General features: G+C 40.4%; 19 protein-coding genes and 1 other annotated feature. Of the genes, 15 read left to right on the top strand and 4 right to left on the bottom strand.

What is annotated here, in order from left to right:
- The first annotated feature begins 87 nt into the window (after positions 1-87).
- The 7 genes from NYE65_RS07820 (at position 88) to NYE65_RS07790 (ending at position 5,354) form a co-directional block, all read left to right on the top strand.
- Complete coding sequence (locus tag NYE65_RS07820) at positions 88-741, top strand: HAD family hydrolase (RefSeq protein ID WP_340860350.1); 654 nt, start codon at positions 88-90, stop codon at positions 739-741.
- Between the two features lie 113 nt (positions 742-854).
- Entirely contained in the window at positions 855-1,349 is a 495-nt protein-coding gene (locus tag NYE65_RS07815; protein WP_340860348.1) for a GNAT family N-acetyltransferase, read from the top strand.
- 554 nt (positions 1,350-1,903) lie between these two features.
- Complete coding sequence (locus tag NYE65_RS07810; RefSeq protein WP_340860347.1) at positions 1,904-2,836, top strand: ABC transporter ATP-binding protein; 933 nt, start codon at positions 1,904-1,906, stop codon at positions 2,834-2,836.
- On the top strand, positions 2,836-3,789 hold the full coding sequence (locus NYE65_RS07805) for an ABC transporter permease (protein ID WP_340860346.1): 954 nt from the start codon (positions 2,836-2,838) through the stop codon (positions 3,787-3,789). The genes NYE65_RS07810 and NYE65_RS07805 overlap by 1 nt, the downstream gene beginning before the upstream one ends.
- A 152-nt stretch (positions 3,790-3,941) precedes the next feature.
- Positions 3,942-4,097 carry a hypothetical protein gene (locus NYE65_RS07800; RefSeq protein WP_340860345.1) on the top strand — a complete coding sequence of 52 codons (156 nt, stop codon included), beginning with the start codon at positions 3,942-3,944 and terminating at the stop codon, positions 4,095-4,097.
- 79 nt (positions 4,098-4,176) lie between these two features.
- Positions 4,177-4,719, top strand: a complete 543-nt coding sequence (locus NYE65_RS07795) for a hypothetical protein (protein WP_340860343.1) — start codon at positions 4,177-4,179, stop codon at positions 4,717-4,719.
- A 431-nt stretch (positions 4,720-5,150) separates the two neighbouring features.
- The gene (locus NYE65_RS07790) at positions 5,151-5,354 is read left to right on the top strand and encodes a zinc ribbon domain-containing protein (RefSeq protein WP_034304303.1); all 204 of its coding nucleotides are present in this window, start codon (positions 5,151-5,153) and stop codon (positions 5,352-5,354) included.
- Positions 5,355-5,420: 66 nt separating this feature from the next.
- On the opposite strand, the gene NYE65_RS07785 is transcribed toward NYE65_RS07790, so the two are convergent.
- Positions 5,421-6,287 carry a LysR family transcriptional regulator gene (locus NYE65_RS07785; protein ID WP_340860339.1) on the bottom strand — a complete coding sequence of 289 codons (867 nt, stop codon included), beginning with the start codon at positions 6,285-6,287 and terminating at the stop codon, positions 5,421-5,423.
- A gap of 133 nt (positions 6,288-6,420) precedes the next feature.
- On the opposite strand from NYE65_RS07785, the gene NYE65_RS07780 reads away from it, so the two are divergent.
- Positions 6,421-7,554, top strand: coding sequence for an NADH-dependent flavin oxidoreductase (locus NYE65_RS07780; RefSeq protein ID WP_268589887.1), 1,134 nt, complete (start codon positions 6,421-6,423; stop codon positions 7,552-7,554).
- A gap of 43 nt (positions 7,555-7,597) precedes the next feature.
- Complete coding sequence (locus tag NYE65_RS07775) at positions 7,598-8,494, top strand: DMT family transporter (RefSeq protein WP_328109805.1); 897 nt, start codon at positions 7,598-7,600, stop codon at positions 8,492-8,494.
- 24 nt (positions 8,495-8,518) lie between these two features.
- Here NYE65_RS07775 and NYE65_RS07770 read toward each other — a convergent pair whose 3' ends face one another.
- Positions 8,519-9,928 (bottom strand): LysM peptidoglycan-binding domain-containing protein, encoded by a 1,410-nt coding sequence (locus tag NYE65_RS07770; RefSeq protein WP_340860335.1) that lies wholly within the window; start codon positions 9,926-9,928, stop codon positions 8,519-8,521.
- Positions 9,929-10,198: 270 nt separating this feature from the next.
- Here NYE65_RS07770 and NYE65_RS07765 point away from each other — a divergent pair, with 270 nt between their 5' ends.
- The 5 genes from NYE65_RS07765 to hxlB all read left to right on the top strand — a co-directional run bounded on the left by NYE65_RS07765 (position 10,199) and on the right by hxlB (position 15,259).
- Positions 10,199-10,708: a DinB family protein gene (locus tag NYE65_RS07765; RefSeq protein ID WP_340860333.1), complete on the top strand. Its 510-nt coding sequence runs from the start codon at positions 10,199-10,201 to the stop codon at positions 10,706-10,708.
- A 268-nt stretch (positions 10,709-10,976) separates the two neighbouring features.
- The gene (locus tag NYE65_RS07760) at positions 10,977-12,008 is read left to right on the top strand and encodes a fatty acid desaturase (RefSeq protein ID WP_340860332.1); all 1,032 of its coding nucleotides are present in this window, start codon (positions 10,977-10,979) and stop codon (positions 12,006-12,008) included.
- Between the two features lie 93 nt (positions 12,009-12,101).
- Entirely contained in the window at positions 12,102-12,644 is a 543-nt protein-coding gene (locus tag NYE65_RS07755) for a response regulator (protein ID WP_340860331.1), read from the top strand.
- Positions 12,645-12,711: 67 nt separating this feature from the next.
- Positions 12,712-12,930 (top strand) — a binding site (T-box leader).
- A gap of 34 nt (positions 12,931-12,964) precedes the next feature.
- Entirely contained in the window at positions 12,965-14,644 is a 1,680-nt protein-coding gene (gene argS, locus NYE65_RS07750; RefSeq protein ID WP_445670406.1) for an arginine--tRNA ligase, read from the top strand.
- Between the two features lie 66 nt (positions 14,645-14,710).
- The gene (gene hxlB / locus NYE65_RS07745) at positions 14,711-15,259 is read left to right on the top strand and encodes a 6-phospho-3-hexuloisomerase (RefSeq protein WP_340860328.1); all 549 of its coding nucleotides are present in this window, start codon (positions 14,711-14,713) and stop codon (positions 15,257-15,259) included.
- Positions 15,260-15,371: 112 nt separating this feature from the next.
- On the opposite strand, the gene NYE65_RS07740 is transcribed toward hxlB, so the two are convergent.
- Positions 15,372-16,553 carry an NAD(P)/FAD-dependent oxidoreductase gene (locus NYE65_RS07740; RefSeq protein WP_063575153.1) on the bottom strand — a complete coding sequence of 394 codons (1,182 nt, stop codon included), beginning with the start codon at positions 16,551-16,553 and terminating at the stop codon, positions 15,372-15,374.
- A gap of 39 nt (positions 16,554-16,592) precedes the next feature.
- The gene (locus NYE65_RS07735) at positions 16,593-17,024 is read right to left on the bottom strand and encodes a DUF1641 domain-containing protein (protein WP_340860324.1); all 432 of its coding nucleotides are present in this window, start codon (positions 17,022-17,024) and stop codon (positions 16,593-16,595) included.
- A gap of 321 nt (positions 17,025-17,345) precedes the next feature.
- Between NYE65_RS07735 and NYE65_RS07730 the strand changes: the two genes are divergently transcribed.
- Entirely contained in the window at positions 17,346-17,516 is a 171-nt protein-coding gene (locus tag NYE65_RS07730; protein WP_153246157.1) for a hypothetical protein, read from the top strand.
- Positions 17,517-17,763: the final 247 nt, after the last annotated feature.

The following is a 17,763-nucleotide window of genomic DNA, read 5'->3' as shown; positions in this document are numbered from 1 at the left end:
AACGGAACCATTTGGTTGAACAGGGGCATTCATTCATGTACGTTTAAGTTATATAAATTCTATTGTAAGGTTAAAGGAGGGAATCATATGATTAAGGCAGTTATTTTCGACTTTGATGGCTTAATTTTAGACACGGAAACGGTTTGGTATGAGGCCTATAAAGAAACGATGGCTTTTTATGAATCTGATTTGCCTCTCGAACATTTTGTTACATGTATCGGAACCGATAATACTGAACTAAATCAGTACTTCAAAGATCGGCTGGGGGAAAGGTGTAATATTGAAGAAATTGAATCCAGAGCAAAAAGCCTCCATGAAGTAAAGATGAAAACAGCACAGGCACGTGAAGGTGTGAAGGATTATCTAGAAGAAGCAAAAAGAAATGGATATAAAATCGCCCTCGCTTCAAGCTCGACAAAAGAGTGGGTCACTCATCATTTGGGGGAACTCGGACTGTTACACTATTTTGAAGTTATGATCACGGGGGAAGATGTTGATAAAGTTAAACCAGCGCCCGATTTGTATGTAAAGGCAATTGAAGTCCTAGGCATTCAGCCTGCAGAAGCCGTAGCATTTGAAGATTCGTTAAATGGGCTTCAAGCGGCCCTGACTGCTGGGTTGAAGTGTGTAATCGTACCAAATCCCGTGACGGACGCTTTAGCTTTTGAAAATCATCATTTACGCCTCCGATCCATGGCGGATAAGAGCTTGTCTGACGTTATCAAGCATATTGAGCAATAACAGTTCAACGGTAATTATAGTAAGATGAAAGAATGAAACCGCGCCGAAGATGGCAGAGTCTTCGGTTTTTCTGGTTTTAATGAATGTTATATATTGGTGTGGGGGATGAGTTTATGGGATTGCAAACAAATGACGAAGGAGTCCGCCTGCGGGAGGTCAAGAAGAGTGATCTTCCTATCTTTTTCGAGCAGCAATTGGATCCTGCCGCAAACTATATGGCTGCTTTCACATCTAATGATCCATCGGACAAGACGGCTTTTTTGACACACTGGAAGAACATCTTATCGAACCGGGATATTCAAAAAATGACCATACTCTGCAACGGGTGTGTGGCAGGCAGCATTCTCAAGTTTGAACAGTTTGGTAACCCGGAAGTGAGTTATTGGATCGGGAAGCAATTTTGGGGTAAAGGGATCGCTACATGTGCACTGCTCCATTTTTTGCCGAAAATAAAAGTCCGCCCTCTTTATGCCCGTGCAGCCAAGGATAACCTTGCATCCATCCGGGTGCTGGAAAAATGCGGATTTGAAAGAGACGATGAGGACAAAGGATATTCCCATGCAAGAGGCAAAGAGGTTGAAGAATTCATTTTGAAACTTGAAAGTTAAGATAATAATAACAATATCGTTTAGCCTATGAGGAAACGGGTGACATTCAATGGGATATAAGATTTTTTCCATCATTTTTATTTTATGCGGTCTTTTTATAATGTGGTTCGCCATATTTGGCAAAAAGAAAGAAATCAAAGAGTTCGGCTCCGGAGTACCCACAAATTTCATCGATGTAATTTTAATGATGATATATAAGCTCTTACCTTCCATTATTAGAAAAATCCTTCTATTTGCATTGGGTCTGGCCATTTCTATCGGATTTATCTATATATTGTATAAATTATAGTGAATTTTCCTTATCAGATAAAATAATCCTGAAACTTTCTCCTTACGTAATCGTATAAAATGGTAACGATATATAGGGGTTGTTGCTATTTCGAAGAAAAAAAGTGAAGGAAGTGTTTAGGACAATGGGGGCGGGAAGTTGACGCCGGCGGAGGCATTGGTTCAATATACCTAATTAGAAGAATATCAGTATAGTAATAATATGCATAATATGGTAATGTTGAATTTGTGTGATTTTGGAAATTCATAATAAAGGAAGGTATTATATGTCTGAATCGGTTCTTAAGGTTCAATCCTTAACTAAAAAAATTGGAAAAGCAACCATCGTAGACAATGTTAGCTTTGAAATAAAAAGCAATGAAATATTTGGTTTACTTGGTCCGAATGGTGCTGGGAAGACCACGATCATCCGTATGATCACAGGTCTCATCAATCGTACGGGCGGTACGGTCATGATCAATGGCAGTGACCTCGATCATGATTTCGAAGGTGCGATGCATGAATTAGGGGCCATTGTTGAAAATCCGGAGTTCTATAAATATATGACAGGCAGAAAGAATATCCTGCATTATGCCCGGATGTCATCCAATGACATATCCAATGAGAGAATAGAAGAGGTCATTAAGCTTGTCAAACTGGATCATGCCATCGATAAGAAGGTTAAAACCTATTCATTGGGAATGCGCCAGCGCCTTGGCGTGGCACAGGCCATTTTACATAAACCGTCGTTATTGATTTTTGATGAACCGACGAATGGCTTGGATCCGCAAGGGATTCGCGAGTTTCGTGATTATTTGAAAGTACTGGCAAGTGAAGGCGTCGGGATATTGATTTCATCACATTTACTATCGGAAATGCAATTGATGTGTGATAGTTTTGCCGTTATCGAAAAGGGAAAACTGATCCATACGAAAGAACATATTGTTGATGAAAAAAACGAAACGATCAATGAAGTGTCATTCACCGTCAGTGATGGGAAGCTAGCTAAAAAAATCCTTCAAGAACAGTTTGCGGATATTACGATCCTAAAAAATGGTGCGAAGAAAATCTCCGTATCGGCCACCAGAGAACAAACAGCCCATATAAACAGGAGTTTTAATGCAAATGATCTGGATGTCTTTGAAATTGGCATAACCAGAAAATCGCTGGAAGATAAATTCTTCGAAATCACTGAGCAGGAAATGAGGGAGTCTGTATGATGTCCTTAGTAAAAAATGAATGGATGAAAATCTTTTCAAAAGTATCAACTTATATATTCATCGCTTTTTTATTATTGGCAGCATTAGGGGCTGCGGTCATCGATTATAAACTAAGTCCTGACGAAACGAATAAAGATTGGAAGCAAGAGATAAACGCCGATATCCAAGAACAGGAAAGGGCTTTGGAAGCTAAGGAAATCAGTGAAGAAGAAAAAGCCGCCATCATGGAAGAAATTACTTACAACAAGCAACTGTTGGCTGATAATATAAACCCTGACTTAAACACGAATTGGACCTATATGGCTGAATGGACTACATCATTAACATCATTTGTCACTTTATTCGTCGTTATTGTTTGCAGCTCGCTCGTTTCATCGGAATTTTCCGATGGGACCATTAAACAACTGTTGATCAGGCCTTATAAACGTTGGAAGATCCTGCTTTCCAAATATATTACTTCCTTGTTATTTGCAGCGTTACTACTTGCGAGCCTGCTTATATTCAGTTATCTAATCGGAATCATATTCTTTGGCAATGGTTCGTATTCAGACAAAATCATGGATCCTGCATCTTTCGAATTCAGTCCGGTGGTAGTCGGCGAATATTTCGTGGACATGATCGTTTACTGGATACCAGGATTCCTAGTCATCACGACCATCGCTTTCATGTTAAGCACATTATTTAAAAACCAAGCACTTGCAGTAGGTATATCCATTTTCATCCTATTTGCCTCTTCGACATTAAATATGGTCATTCAATCATTCATCGGAAAATACGAGTGGTTAAAATTCGTCCTATTCCCCCATCTCGATTTAAGGGGCTATATTTCCGGAACGATAGACATGTTCGATGGAGCTACACTTGGATTCTCGATGGGTGTACTTGGAATCTATTATCTTATCTTTTTAGCGCTAACTTTCTTCTTCTTCCAGAAAAAAGATATCACTAATTAAATAGAGCGAAAAACCGAAATCAGTGGCTGATTTCGGTTTTTCTTATGCAACAGGAATGTTGCTGCTTTGAATCTGGCATAAAGTGAAACCTTTATCCAAAATTATCCGTATAAGATAATATGAGGATATTCAGTTGGGCTTAGGGGTGAAAAATGAATAAAAACAAGGTTCTATTAATTGGACATATAGGATTTTCTTTATTTCTAATGGGCATGGTGATATCACAATGGACAGTTGCTGGCGTAGTGGCCGGGATAGGCGGAGGGCTCGTAATGGGGATCAGTTCCTACCTGTTTGCTAGTCAGTAGCTCCATATACATATGAACAATACACTAGTTAATTGCGGACTTGCGGAAATAATCTGATAGAGATGGAGCAGATTTAAAGATGGGGAAAATGCATTATAAACGAAAGTTAGTCATTGTATTTATAATTATTGGAACAGCATTAGGGCTCTACGTGTACTCGGCATTCTCTCAAAAATTGACAAAATCAACAGATTTGTCTGATGAATCTATCGGGGGATTTAAAGTGTTTGATAACATATCGAGTCCGGAATTCATCAGGGAATATGGAGAACCCATCGATCAAGATAATAATAACGCTTATGATTATTATTATTGGAAGGGCGGGTTGAAAACGGCCTCTATCAATACAGACGAGGATAAAGGGGAAATCATGCGGTTGATCATTTCAAGTAGGGACGACGACCAATTTGAAAACTCCCTTCAAACAAGCAAAGGCATTAAATTAGGAAGTAAGAAAGCGGACGTCCTTTCGAAGTACGGAGATCATTATTATAAAAGTTATGAACAGGGAGCTGATATTATTGGATACATTGACCATAAACGAAATATTACCTTGGAATTCTGGTGTGTACCAGGTGGAAGGGTCGCAGAAATACGATTGGATGATGCAGATGTCATTTAATGATTTTTCACCAGTGTCCCCGATTATCGATTTTGGCTGTTTAAGTGAATAAGAAAGCGATGCGATAAAATAATATATTCATAAAAAATTTCATCTATCATTACATCATTTATCCGATCACTTTTGTTGGGGTATATGCATTATTTGCTATTTTTAAGCTTGATGATACCCCCGTTCCTATAAGTGATGCTATGCATATGATTTTAATCTATTATTTTGCAATTAGTGTGTATAATGCTTTACCTACCATAAAATCTAACCGTAATAAAAAAGGCAGCCAATAAAACAGTACTCATTGGAATTTACATATTTTAGCATGAATTCCGAAACCATTTATCCAGGTTAGCCGTATATGTAATTATGAACGGTGCCGGGAAGCTCCGGTATTTATGAGCATTTATCATTTTAATAAATTTGGGAGATGAAGGATCATGAGCGAAAAGGGTTGTATGAAATGCGGAAGCAATGATGCTGCCAAGAAGGATGTAGCCATGACAGGAACAGGCTTGTCAAAAATGTTCGATGTCCAGAATAATCAATTTACGGTTGTGTATTGCAAGCAGTGCGGTTATTCGGAGTTTTACAATAGGCAATCATCTGCTGGCAGTAATCTGCTGGATCTATTCTTGGGATGATCATCGGCACGACAAGAATCCCCTTTTACATGAAAAGGGGATTCTTGTTTTTTTTTATACTGCCCATTACCCGATGAAGTGATCTTGAACGACTTTTGTAAATTCCTTGGCGACTGGTGATAGGTGTTTAGCTGATTTCATGACCAATCCGATCTCCCGGGAAAGTTCCGGGTTCAAGGGCAGGCTTTTGATGCGTTCGGGTTTTTCCGGTAAAGCCAGGTCTGGCATAATCGTGATGCCTAATTTTCCTGCTACCATTGAGAGTACCGTTTGATTGTCTTTAATGTCGTATGAAATGTTTGGTTTTATCTTGGCTTCCATGAATCTATCTTCTATGAGTGTTTCACAGCCAGATCTCAGCATGATGAATGGTTGATCAACGAAGTCTTCCAGGTTCAATGAGGTTTTCCCTGAAAGCGGATGGCCTTCGTACACGACAGCTGATAGAGGATCTGTTAGCAGAGGGATGAATTCCACGTTCTTTACTGGTTTTGCTGCAAAGCCGATGTCCACTGTTCCTTCTTCGATCCATGTTAAGATTTCCTCATATCCACCTTCATGAATCAGCAAATCGATATTAGGGTATTTTTCTTTAAAGATGGAGAATAGCTTAGGTATGAATCTGGCAGTGAAGCTTGGAAAACTGCCAATCGTTATTTTACCGATTTCCATTCCATTCACAGCTGCAATCTTTTGTTCAATATGTGCAAGGTTGGCAGCAATGGCCCGCATATGTGGAATGACTTGTTCTCCCGCAGTCGTGAGTGTTATACCTTTTCGGTCACGCTTCAATAAAGTCACACCAAGTTCCGTTTCAAGTGCTGTAATGTTATGGCTCACGCCTGATTGAGTCAGTCCGATCCGGTCTCCCGCTTTCGTAAAACTTCCGTGTTCAACAACATGTAAAAAGACTTCCAGTTGAAAAAAATTCAAATGCCCCACACCCTTCTTCTATGAATTATACATGAGAAACTCTAATCTAAGTAATGAAAAACATTCATTTTACTTATGATGTGGTCGAGAATACAATAAAATTACAAATTAAAATACGAATGGGTGATGGAAAATGATGAAACGGAAATACGGGCAAATTTTTTCACCGTACACGCTTTCTAATGGAACGGTTCTTAAAAACAGGATTGTAGTTGCGCCGATGACCACTTATTCAGGTCAAGAGGATGGCTTGGTTTCTGACGAGGAATTAGCCTACTATAAAAGAAGGGCAGATGGACCTGCCATGTTCATTACTGCTGCTGCCGCCATTTCCCCTGTTGCGACAAGCTTTCCCCGGCAAATGAAAGTATATGATGAACAAAGCATCGCTGGACTCACTGAGCTTTCAAAAACCATCAAATCCAAAGGTGCAAAAGCCATTCTCCAGCTTCATCATGGCGGAAGCGAGAGCCTTCCAAGCTGTACAGGCGGAGAAAAAATGGTTAGTCCGAGCGGAATCATTGCAAGCGTTTATAAAGGAATGGGCGAAGAGTACATTCCAAGGTCAATGAGCCACACTGAGATTCTATCCACTATTCAAGACTTTGGAAGAGCCACCCGCCATGCCATTCGTTCAGGATTCGATGGTGTGGAAATCCATGGAGCGAATGGCTATCTCCTGCAGCAGTTTTTCTCACCCCACTCTAACAGACGGAGAGATCATTGGGGAGGGAGTTTGAAGAATAGAATGCATTTTCCACTTGCCGTCATCGCGGAGGTGAAGCGGATCCGTGATCTTTATGCAGATAAGGAATTCGTTATTGGGTATCGCTTCTCCCCCGAAGAACCGGAAGAAGGCGGATTGAAAATGGATGATACAGTTGCTTGGGTAGATGAATTGGCAACTCAGGGGCTTTCCTATTTACATCTTTCTGTTAAAAATGTCTGGTCCATGCCTAGAAGCGGATTGAACAGGGGATTGACAAGGACCGAAATTCTCCGCGATGTCATTGCTGGCAGGACCAGTTTCATATCACTTGGATCGATTCATACTCCAGAGGAAGCAAATGCTGTGCTTGAGAAAAATATACCGCTTTTCGCTTTAGGAAGGGAATTGCTGATGGAACCGGACTGGGCCGCCAAAATAAAGGAAGGCAGGGAAGACGAGATCATGACAGCCTTGCCGCGCGATAGCAGGTGTACATTAATGATTCCGGATCAAATGTGGGCGAATATCATTACTCGTGACGGCATGCCCGAGAAATGATAGTATAAATGTAAAAAATGGAAATTTCATGAGGGGAAATTAAATGAATAAAATAGCACTTCTTCAACTGTCTCTAGCCATGACAATCTTCGGTTCTGTCGGTTTCTTTTCGGAACTATCAGGACTTCCTGCATTGGAACTGGTTTTTGTTCGCTGCATTTGTGCTGCCGTTTTCTTATGTGCAGCCTGGATGATTACCGGACATTTCAAGAACGAAATATGGAATGGCAGGGAGGTAATGCTGATCATTTTCTGCGCGGTGGCCAACTTGTTAAACTGGATATTCCTCTTTAAATCTTTTGAGCTGATATCGGTGACAATCGCCATTTCGCTTTATCATTTAGCGCCGATCCTTGTACTTATTATAGGGAGCCTCATTTTTAGGGAGAAAATGAATGTATTCTCCATCTTGGCCATTTCCCTTTGCTTCATTGGCACATTACTCATTATGGGAACAGATGGATTTCGATCATCATCCCCTGAATGGGAGGGCATCGTGTATGGAATCATTGCTGCCTTTTTCTATGCGGCAACCATGCTTTTAGGAAAGAGCATTACAAAGACCAGTGTATATGCGACCACATTTCTGCAAATGTTCATTGGATTTCTATTACTGATTCCTTTTGTCGATTATTCCGTATATACAACGTTAAAATCTTCCGAATGGTTTTATACGGTGCTTACCGGCATCATCCATACAGGCGTCGTGTATTTGCTGTTTTTTAATAGTATTCGCCATTTGCCTACAAATGTAGTATCTTTCATGATTTTTGTCGATCCGGCAGTTGCCATCCTTTTGGATATTCTGCTTTCAGGATTTAAACCGGACGGGATTCAAATTCTTGGTATTTCCCTGATATTTATTGGGGTGGTCTATTCACTTAAAACGACTAGACCGACTGAAAATGATGTCATGCAAAAAAGGCCGCACACAATGTGAGGCCTTTTTCCTTTATGCATGTATCTATTGATTAAATTGATAGACATCCCAAATGTCAGGGGTTTCTGATCCAATGTACCAAGCAGCTGCACCGCCTAGATGATTTTGTTTAACCAGGTCAATGCGGAGCTTCATCGATTTTTTATCTTCTATCCAAATTTGATGCTTTTTCCCTTTGGAAGTATACACCACGTAATTTTGTTGCATATTTTTATCCCATACCTTTTTAAGTTTTTGAGTTGAAATGATTTTGTTGACCTCAGCCATGGTACGGTCATGACTTTTCACTTTTTTGGTCGACAAATCAGTCACCCATTCTCTCGTATAAAATGGTACAGCCAATATGATCTTATGAGCAGGAACTTCTTTCATTAAAAGCTTGGTTCCTTCTTTGATCCAAGGTAACGAGGAAACGGACCCGGCTACTGGGCTCCCTCCCCAATGCTCGTCATAACCCATTATGATTATATAGTCCGCTACTTTGCCAAGTGCTTTCCTATCTAAGCTTTTTGACCAATAAGGGTCTTCATTTTCCCGGGTGACATCCACAGATACTTTAATTCCATGCGGTTTTAGTGCCTTTTTCAGTTCGCCTATGAAAAGTACAAAGTGCTTCTTATTTTTTGGATCGATGTTTTCAAAATCTACATTTATTCCATCACTTTTCGTTTTAACAAGTGAATCGCGTAAAGCTGAGACTAATTTCTGGCGTTTTTTTGTATTGCCTAGTACAGAACTAGTTAATACAGGGTCAAATTTATTCCCGATAAGCTGCCAAACTTGTTTTCCTTGTTTATGGGCAGCTTGGATGTATTTTGTATCTACAGAAACGGAAACGTAATTACCGGTATCCGTCAGCGTATAAGAACGGGGAGATACTACATTCAAATTGGGGTGTTTAAGTTGCTGGGTATAGTTTTCTTTCGATCCATTATGCTTCCAGCCCATGACGATACGATTTTGCGCCTTATTTTGAAGTTGGGATTTCTTTATCCAGCCCTTTTTTCCGCCAAGCAATTGAACCTGGTAGTAATAATCAGGAACCTTCAATTTTTGGCCCACTTTAAGGGTAACCGTACGTAAGTTATTTAATTTCGTCAAATCATTTGTTGTTACCTTGTATTTAGTAGAAATCTTCCACAATGTATCGCCTGATACAACCTTATGGATCTTATACTTCTGGGGAATCTTCAGGCTTTGGCCAACAGTTATTTCGGAAGAAGTTAATTTATTTACTTTTTGCAGCTCACTAACTGAAACACCATATTGATTTGCTATTTTCCATAGTGTGTTTCCAGACTTCACTTTATGAATGATGGGCCCCGCGGAATCCCCAACGGAAGAAGAAATGATGGGAAATTCTTCGCCCTTTTTTAAGGTTTTTAATAGAGTGGAACCTAATTTAGGAGAACTAAAAACTTTTGTATTGTCCACTTTAACAAAACCTATGGATTGGGTTTTACTTGATGAATGACCACTGGTTGGAAAGAGACACATACAAAGAAGGCTTAACATAATAAAACATCCAAAGAATTTTTTCACAATGATTTTATTCCCCTTTGTAAAATTTAACTTTACTAGTTTACTATGGAGAATAGCCATATAAATAGAGGTACATTGTGGAAAGGCATTTCTAACCATCGTGTGGGACGAATTATTCCGTAAGAAGGACAAGTGATTTGTAAGTAGAAGGGGAGGGTTTATATGTCAAATTTTGCATTACAGTTTTATGATTACAACATATGGGCAAATAATCAGATTTTCAACCGTTTAAAAGAGCTTCCAAAGGATGTTTACCATCAAGAAGTTCAAAGTGTGTTTTCATCGATATCGAGTGTGATGGCCCATGTATATCTTTCCGATCTGGGATGGGCGGAGGTTTTTTCCGGTAAAAGCATGAAACATGCATTGGAACTGGCTGAACAACGGAAGGAACAAATGGAGTCAAAGGAATTAGAGGAAATGGAGGCCATGTTTATTGAGTTGTCCGAGCGGTACAAATCGCTGCTTGGCCAAAAAGAAAATGTACATGAACCTCTAATGATTGAGAATCCAGCTGGCGGACAAATGAAAACAAGTGCAGCCGAATTGGTACCGCATGTCGTGAATCATGGAACCTATCATCGCGGCAATATCACGGCCATGTTGCGACAAATGGGTTATGCCTCAACTTCGACGGATTATGGGCTGTATTTATTTTTAAAAGGAGGGTAACGGGACTTCATTTGCTTACTGATGGGACTGTAAGCATTGACAGTCCTGTTCTTAAAGTAAGGCCGCCTGTTATTTTGAAGATAACGAAATCCTATATATGTGTACAGGTTAACCGGTTCTTCCTGGTTGGCCTTTTTTACGTTTGTCACTGGAAATGACTTGTATATGACATTTGTCATCTTCTAGTCATGACACCTGGTACTAATAAAATCAGGTTGGATTCTTTATACTATGGATAACGACAAATAAAAGGAAGTGCAATTGAAATATGACCTTGCAAAATACGAAATCCTTGAAAAAACAAATTGCTCCTTTTGAACAATCAACGACAAAGCAAAGTATATGGCAGATCATCAATACCTTGGGGCCGTTCATCATTTTATGGTACCTAGCATATATAAGTCTTTCCGTTTCTTATTGGTTAGCTTTAATCCCAGCTGTGTTTGCTGCTGGATTCTTGACGAGAATATTCATCATTTTTCATGATTGTACGCATCATTCATTTTTCAAAGACCGCCGTGCGAATAGAATCGTCGGTACGATCATGGGTGTTTTGACTTTATTCCCGTTTGATCAATGGGGACATGAGCATTCTGTGCATCACGCAACAAGCGGTAATTTGGATAAGCGGGGTACAGGTGATATTTGGACCCTTACGGTAGATGAGTATTTGGCTGCACCGTTTAAACTTCGTTTTGCTTATCGTTTTTATCGTAATCCATTGGTCATGTTTGGTTTGGGGCCGATTTATGTTTTCCTTCTTAAAAATAGATTTAACCGTAAAGGTGCTAGAAAGAAGGAAAAAAATAATACGTATTTGACGAATGTATTAATCGTCGTTTTTGCGGCATTGCTTTGCCTGGCAGTAGGCTGGCAGTCGTTCCTTCTGGTACAAGGTTCCATTTTCATGATTTCCGGTTCAATCGGCATTTGGCTGTTTTACGTCCAGCACACATTCGAGGACTCTTATTTTGAAGAAAATGAAGAGTGGGAATATGTATTGGCAGCAGTGGAGGGAAGTTCTTTTTATAAGCTTCCAAAACTGATGCAGTTCCTTACTGGCAATATCGGTTACCATCATGTTCACCATTTAAGTCCAAGGGTGCCTAACTATAAATTGGAAATGGCGCATAATAATACGCAGCCTTTAGAGAACGTTCCGACGATCACTCTTGCGACAAGCTTGCGTTCACTCCGTTTCCGTTTATGGGATGAGGAATCCAAGAATTTCGTCAGTTTCAAGGACATAAAATATTTAACGAAAAAAAGTGTTCCCACTCAAATGAAATCTGAACTGTAACGTTCATGTATCATTCCAGACTCCCTTAATAATCCTCGGATTTGGGGAGTCTTTGTTTCATATAAAGAACTCGATAAAGGAGAGAACTTAAAAATGATTCGAATTGTCATTGCAGAAAATCAGCAAATGCTATTAGAGGCAATAAGTTCTCTACTCAATCTTGAAGAAGATATAGAAATTGTCGGGCAAGCCAGTAACGGAGAAGAAGCGATGGCTCTTGTACACCAATTACGGCCTGATGTGTGTATCATGGATATGGAGATGCCTGTAATTAGCGGACTTGAGGCAGCGGAAGCATTAAGGTCAGTTGAATGCAAAGTGGTCATTTTAACGACATTTCGAAGGACTGGTTATTTTCAACTCGCATTAAAGGCTGATGTAAGTGGTTATTTATTGAAGGATAACCCGGGTGAAGAGTTAGCCTGCTCGATTCGCAGCATAATGGATGGCAAGCGAATATACTCCCCGGAGCTTATTGATGGGCCTTCCAGCCATAATGGCCGGGAAATGGGAGTGTTAGGTCTGTTAGCCGATGATCCATCAAATATTGAGCAATCCATTCAAAGCGGCACAATGGGGACAGTACGGAAGTATTTTACGACGATCAAGGATAAAATGAAGTTACCGGCTGGTTAGGATTTGTTTCTTAAATTGTGTTGACACGTTTTTTTAAATTGTGTACGATGGATTAAATTATAATATTGAAAATTCTGTGATGAAGAGAGTAGTTCATTTTGAAATGGAAAGCGAGTTAGGGATGGTGGGAGCCTAATGCAGGTCGGATGAATGAAGCGCACTTTGGAGAAATTTCTTGAAACGTTCAGTAGGGAATATCGGGGAGTCACCTCGTTAACAATGGAAAGTGGCCGCAATTTGTGGCAACTAGAGTGGTACCACGGGAATTCATGCTCTCGTCTCTTATTTAGAGGCGGGGGCTTTTTTGTTTAGGAGGGAAAATGTCGATGAATAAACCAATTGCAGAATTGATTTCAACTGCTTTGAATAATGAAATGCCAGCAAGTGAAATAGAAAAATTAATGGAAAAGCCGAAATTGATGGAGTTAGGTGATGTCGCCTTTCCGTGCTTTACTCTTGCGAAAAAATTCAAAAAATCGCCTCAGGTGATTGCGTCGGAAATAGCTCAACAACTAAACAGTACGTTGATTCAAGAAGTGAACGTAGTGGGAGGTTATCTGAATATCTTCGTCAATCAACAGATGGTGACGGAAAACGTGCTGCAAACGATATTAAGGGAAAAGGATCAGTATGGTTCGATGCAGCCTGGACAGGGTAATGTCGTGATTGATTATTCCTCCCCGAATATTGCCAAGCCTTTTTCCATGGGGCACTTACGCTCTACGGTCATAGGGAATGCACTGGCCAACATTGCCGAAAAAAACGGCTATAATGCCGTTCGTATCAATCATTTAGGAGATTGGGGCACGCAATTCGGTAAGTTGATTGTTGCGTATAAGCTGTGGGGAGACAAAGAGGCAATCGAAGCTTCTCCGATTCAGGAATTATTGAAAATCTATGTGAAGTTCCATGAAAGAGCAGAAACCGATGAATCGTTGAATGAACAAGCACGCGCAAGCTTCAAGTCGCTTGAAGACGGGGACGAGGAAGCACTGGCATTGTGGAAATGGTTCAGGGATGCGTCTTTAAAAGAATTCGAGACGATTTATGATTTATTGGGCATCCGTTTTGATTCCTATGCCGGTGAAGCATTTTACAATGACAAAATGGATGCGGTTGTCGGGGAACTAAAAGAAAAAGGCCTGCTTGCCCTTTCAGAAGGTGCCTATGTCGTGCAATTGGAAGATATGCCGCCTTGTTTGATTACGAAAACCGATGGTGCGACACTTTATGCCACACGTGATTTAGCTGCTGCCATGTATCGTAAAAAACAGTATGAGGCAAAGAAAACATTTTATGTGGTCGGAAATGAACAATCCCTGCACTTTAAACAGCTCTTTAACGTCATTGAAAAAATGGGGTATGAGTGGTCAAAAGAATTACAGCACGTAGCATTTGGCATGATGCTAAAAGACGGTAAGAAAATGTCGACCCGTAAAGGGAAAGTCGTGCTGCTTGCGGATGTATTGGCAGAGGCGATCGAAACTGCAAAGCGCAATATTGAAGAAAAAAATCAAGCGCTTGAACAGAAAGAACTGGTTGCAAGACAAGTCGGTGTCGGAGCGGTAATCTTTAATGATTTAAAAAATAACCGCATGAACGATATTGATTTTTCATTAGAGCAAATGATGAATTTTGAGGGAGAAACGGGCCCATATGTACAGTACACATATGCGCGAATTTCCTCCTTGCTTGAAAAAGGTGATTTTAAAGAGCAGGCGATCCAATATGAAGCTTTAGGCGAATATGCGTGGCCAGTCATCCAGCTGCTGGAGCAATACCCGATCATTGTCCAAAAATCATTTGAACAAGCCGATCCTTCACAAATCGCGAAATTCAGCTTGCATGTATCGCGTGCATTCAATAAGTATTATGCACATTCGAAAATCTTAGTGGAAGATGAATGGAAACAAATGAAGCTCTCATTCGCTTTTTCCGTTGCGATCGTATTGAAGGATGCGCTAAGTTTATTGGGAATTTCAACGCCGAATAAAATGTAATCCATGTCTATAAAAGGAGCCATTTTGTTTCAAAATGGCTCCATAATTTATCAGATATATCCTTGCATGAACGTATGCTCTTTTATTTTAGAAGAAATGAACGGTGTATTTCACAAAATGGACGGCGGGGTAACGGATGTGCTCCTAAAAAATTTACGGACCGACACCAGGATCTTCATCGTTGGTGAAGGCAGATCGGGCTTCATGGCCAAAGCCTTTGCGATGAGATTGATGCACCTTGGCTTAAACGTCTATGCAGTCGGGGAAACGATTACCCCTTCTATTTCGAAAGGCGATCTGATCATAGCCATTAGCGGGAGCGGCTCGACCAAAAGTGTGATATCAGTTGCAGCAAAAGGCAGGGAAGTGGGATGCAAGGTATTTTCGATCACGACGAATGACCAATCGGAATTGGCGAATGTCTCTCATGAGGTCTTGGTGATACCGGCAGCAACGAAAAATCGCTTGGAACATGAAACGAAAAGCGTCCAGCCGTTAAGTTCTTTGTTTGATCAATGTGTACATGTTTTATGTGATGCAGTATGCTTGGACTATTCATTAAACGAGTCCATCAGCCACGAGCTTACTTATTCCAAACATAGTAATGTAGAGTGAAATATGGCGGGACCCCTTCAGCGGGTGCCCGCCTTTTTTGATATGAAAAATGCCCTTACTCCCAAACGAGAATAAAGGGCATGCACCGTGAACATGTCACGGTGATCATGAATTAATAAGCCAGGCTGAATAGGGCTTTGATGTGTGATAGGTAACGAACATTACTTGCTTCTTTCATCAATGTAGCCGGCAGACCTTTAAGGGACGTGTTATTGGCCCCAACGGTTGCCACTGCATCCTTACGGCCAAGGCTCGCAAGTGTACCTGAGTTTACAGGTGAGAATTCTTCAAGTTTCTTGCCTTCAAATGCTGCATATAGGTTGTATCCAACGAGCTCACCCATTTGCCAAGCATTTTGTGCAGTAGGAGCATATGGACGGCCGCCTTCTGGAGGGAAAGCAACGGCACTGTCGCCGACAACGAATACGTCTTTATGGGATTTGGATTGCAAATACTCATTGACGGTTGCTTTGCCGCGATCCACTTCAAGGCCTGATTCACCTACGATAGGAAGAGCCGCAACTCCGCCTGTCCAAACAAGCGTATTGGCCGTTATCGTTTGTCCGTCTTTCAATTCGATTTGATTTCCTTTAACACCCGTTACAGGCAGACCTGTCAGGAATTCAACGCCGCGTGCTTCCAAGCTTGTCATGGCACGTTCGATTAAGTGATCAGGCAGGACCGGAAGGATTTTTGGACCAGCTTCCACAAGCTTGATTTTCAAGTCCTTGAAGTCCACTCCGAACTTTTTGGCGATTTTAGGGAAATGATCCACGATTTCACCGATTAACTCAACGCCCGTCAATCCGCCGCCGCCAATCACGATGGTTGCGTCCGCTTCATTATTCGTTTGAGAATATTCGCGGATGCGATCTTCGATATGTTTGTAAATCTTGTTAGCATCATTAACGGATTTCAAGACCATGCTGTTTTCCTCAAGTCCTGGAATGCCGAAGAATCCTGTTTGGCTTCCCAAAGCAACAACCAGGGCATCATAAGATAATGTGGAACCATTGGCAAGTTTCACTTCTTTATTATCGACCGAGAATGACTCCACTTTGGAAATGACAAGGTCGATATCTTTTCCTTTGAATAGCTTTTCCAAAGGAATGGAAACGGCTTGTTCAGAAATGGATCCGCCTGCAAGACGGTGCAATTCGGTGATGATTTGGTGCGTTGGAAATTGGTTCACCACTGTAACCTGCACTTCATCCTTTTTGTAATATTCACGTACGGATAAGGCAGATAGTAATCCTGCGTAACCTGCACCTAAGATGACGATTTGTTTTGACATAGTTAATCCCCCGTCCTTACTGATTGAAAGTTCATCAAATTATTTTTGGTTTTTACGTTCTGCAGAGACTTCAAGAAATGCTTGGGCGAAACGGAAAAGCTTTTGTGCTTGCGGATCTTTCATCATCCTTAACAGACCAAAAAGACCGATCACATCATTATTCGCTTCTGCACGATCCTTAGCCTCGATGGCATTAGCAGCAAGCCCTTTCACTGAATGGACTACAGGTGTCGCGATCTCCGAAATGGCGCTGACCGTATCATTTTTCAACACATCATCAGTCGCAACCGATTGAGCGAAATCATAAGACTTTGTTAAAATATTCACTAACTCAGTTAGTTTTGGTAACTGCTCGACTAAAGTGTTCAATGATTCCTGAACCTCAGGCTTTAATAATTGGTCCAGTACATCTAATTGTTTTTGGCGGTCATTAAGTTGTTCAGTTTGTGATTGGGTAATCGTTTCTGACATATCCAATTCTCCTTTGCAATAAGCATTTTGTTGATGTAATTAGAAAAACTTGTAAAATATTACACAATGTGAGACCAGAAAAAATACTAACAAAAATGTAATAAAAGCTAAACTATAGTATATCCCTTTAGTGGCTTGAAAACAGCTGATTTTTTAAAAAAGATTCATAAAATCATCTTTTCCTGCTTATTTGAAGTACAGATATTAATGAAAGTTACCTGTTTTTACCTAAAGTGTACTGTGAGAGGGTGTCTGCCATCGACGCCTGTCGTACATATTTCCATCTTGATTTGCCATCCTAAATGATGGAGGTGAAAAAATGTGACTGATTCAGAATCTAAACTTACAGAAGAGAATAATGATAAGAAGCTTCATAAACTGGTTGGCAGTATGGAATATACTAAAGCGCAACTAATGGAAGGTATGAATGGAATTTCTGAAGTTTACCTCAAAAACAGCGAGGAAGGCACATCGGAAACACCTGATAAATAATATTGTTGTGTAAGCATAACCAAACAGTTATGCTTACTTATTTTTGTAATAAATCGACTCTTCATTCTTAAAGTGTAGTTATTTAAATATTCTAAAAATATCCTTGACTTTATCATGAATTGACGTAAGATAAGGTATATAGCCATGGTGTAAACAGGTAGTTTTCTACTCTGCCATCGCCTAAAATGGACTCGGTGACTTAAAAGATGAATCTATAAATAACTGTCGAATCTAATAGACTTCGCTG

Source organism: Peribacillus sp. FSL R5-0717, assembly GCF_038002945.1.
Classification (GTDB): domain Bacteria; phylum Bacillota; class Bacilli; order Bacillales; family DSM-1321; genus Peribacillus; species Peribacillus frigoritolerans.
The sequence above is the reverse complement of the archived record's forward strand: the minus strand, read 5'-3'. Positions and strand labels throughout refer to the sequence as shown.

Bases quoted from the DNA above. Each gene is read 5' to 3' on its own strand.
- NYE65_RS07820 (WP_340860350.1), top strand. From the start codon at position 88: ATGATTAAGGCAGTTATTTTCGACTTTGATGGCTTAATTTTAGACACG.
- NYE65_RS07815 (WP_340860348.1), top strand. From the start codon at position 855: ATGGGATTGCAAACAAATGACGAAGGAGTCCGCCTGCGGGAGGTCAAG.
- NYE65_RS07810 (WP_340860347.1), top strand. From the start codon at position 1,904: ATGTCTGAATCGGTTCTTAAGGTTCAATCCTTAACTAAAAAAATTGGA.
- NYE65_RS07805 (WP_340860346.1), top strand. From the start codon at position 2,836: ATGTCCTTAGTAAAAAATGAATGGATGAAAATCTTTTCAAAAGTATCA.
- NYE65_RS07800 (WP_340860345.1), top strand. From the start codon at position 3,942: ATGAATAAAAACAAGGTTCTATTAATTGGACATATAGGATTTTCTTTA.
- NYE65_RS07795 (WP_340860343.1), top strand. From the start codon at position 4,177: ATGGGGAAAATGCATTATAAACGAAAGTTAGTCATTGTATTTATAATT.
- NYE65_RS07790 (WP_034304303.1), top strand. From the start codon at position 5,151: ATGAGCGAAAAGGGTTGTATGAAATGCGGAAGCAATGATGCTGCCAAG.
- NYE65_RS07780 (WP_268589887.1), top strand. From the start codon at position 6,421: ATGATGAAACGGAAATACGGGCAAATTTTTTCACCGTACACGCTTTCT.
- NYE65_RS07775 (WP_328109805.1), top strand. From the start codon at position 7,598: ATGAATAAAATAGCACTTCTTCAACTGTCTCTAGCCATGACAATCTTC.
- NYE65_RS07765 (WP_340860333.1), top strand. From the start codon at position 10,199: ATGTCAAATTTTGCATTACAGTTTTATGATTACAACATATGGGCAAAT.
- NYE65_RS07760 (WP_340860332.1), top strand. From the start codon at position 10,977: ATGACCTTGCAAAATACGAAATCCTTGAAAAAACAAATTGCTCCTTTT.
- NYE65_RS07755 (WP_340860331.1), top strand. From the start codon at position 12,102: ATGATTCGAATTGTCATTGCAGAAAATCAGCAAATGCTATTAGAGGCA.
- argS (WP_445670406.1), top strand. From the start codon at position 12,965: ATGTCGATGAATAAACCAATTGCAGAATTGATTTCAACTGCTTTGAAT.
- hxlB (WP_340860328.1), top strand. From the start codon at position 14,711: ATGAACGTATGCTCTTTTATTTTAGAAGAAATGAACGGTGTATTTCAC.
- NYE65_RS07740 (WP_063575153.1), bottom strand. From the start codon at position 16,553: ATGTCAAAACAAATCGTCATCTTAGGTGCAGGTTACGCAGGATTACTA.
- NYE65_RS07735 (WP_340860324.1), bottom strand. From the start codon at position 17,024: ATGTCAGAAACGATTACCCAATCACAAACTGAACAACTTAATGACCGC.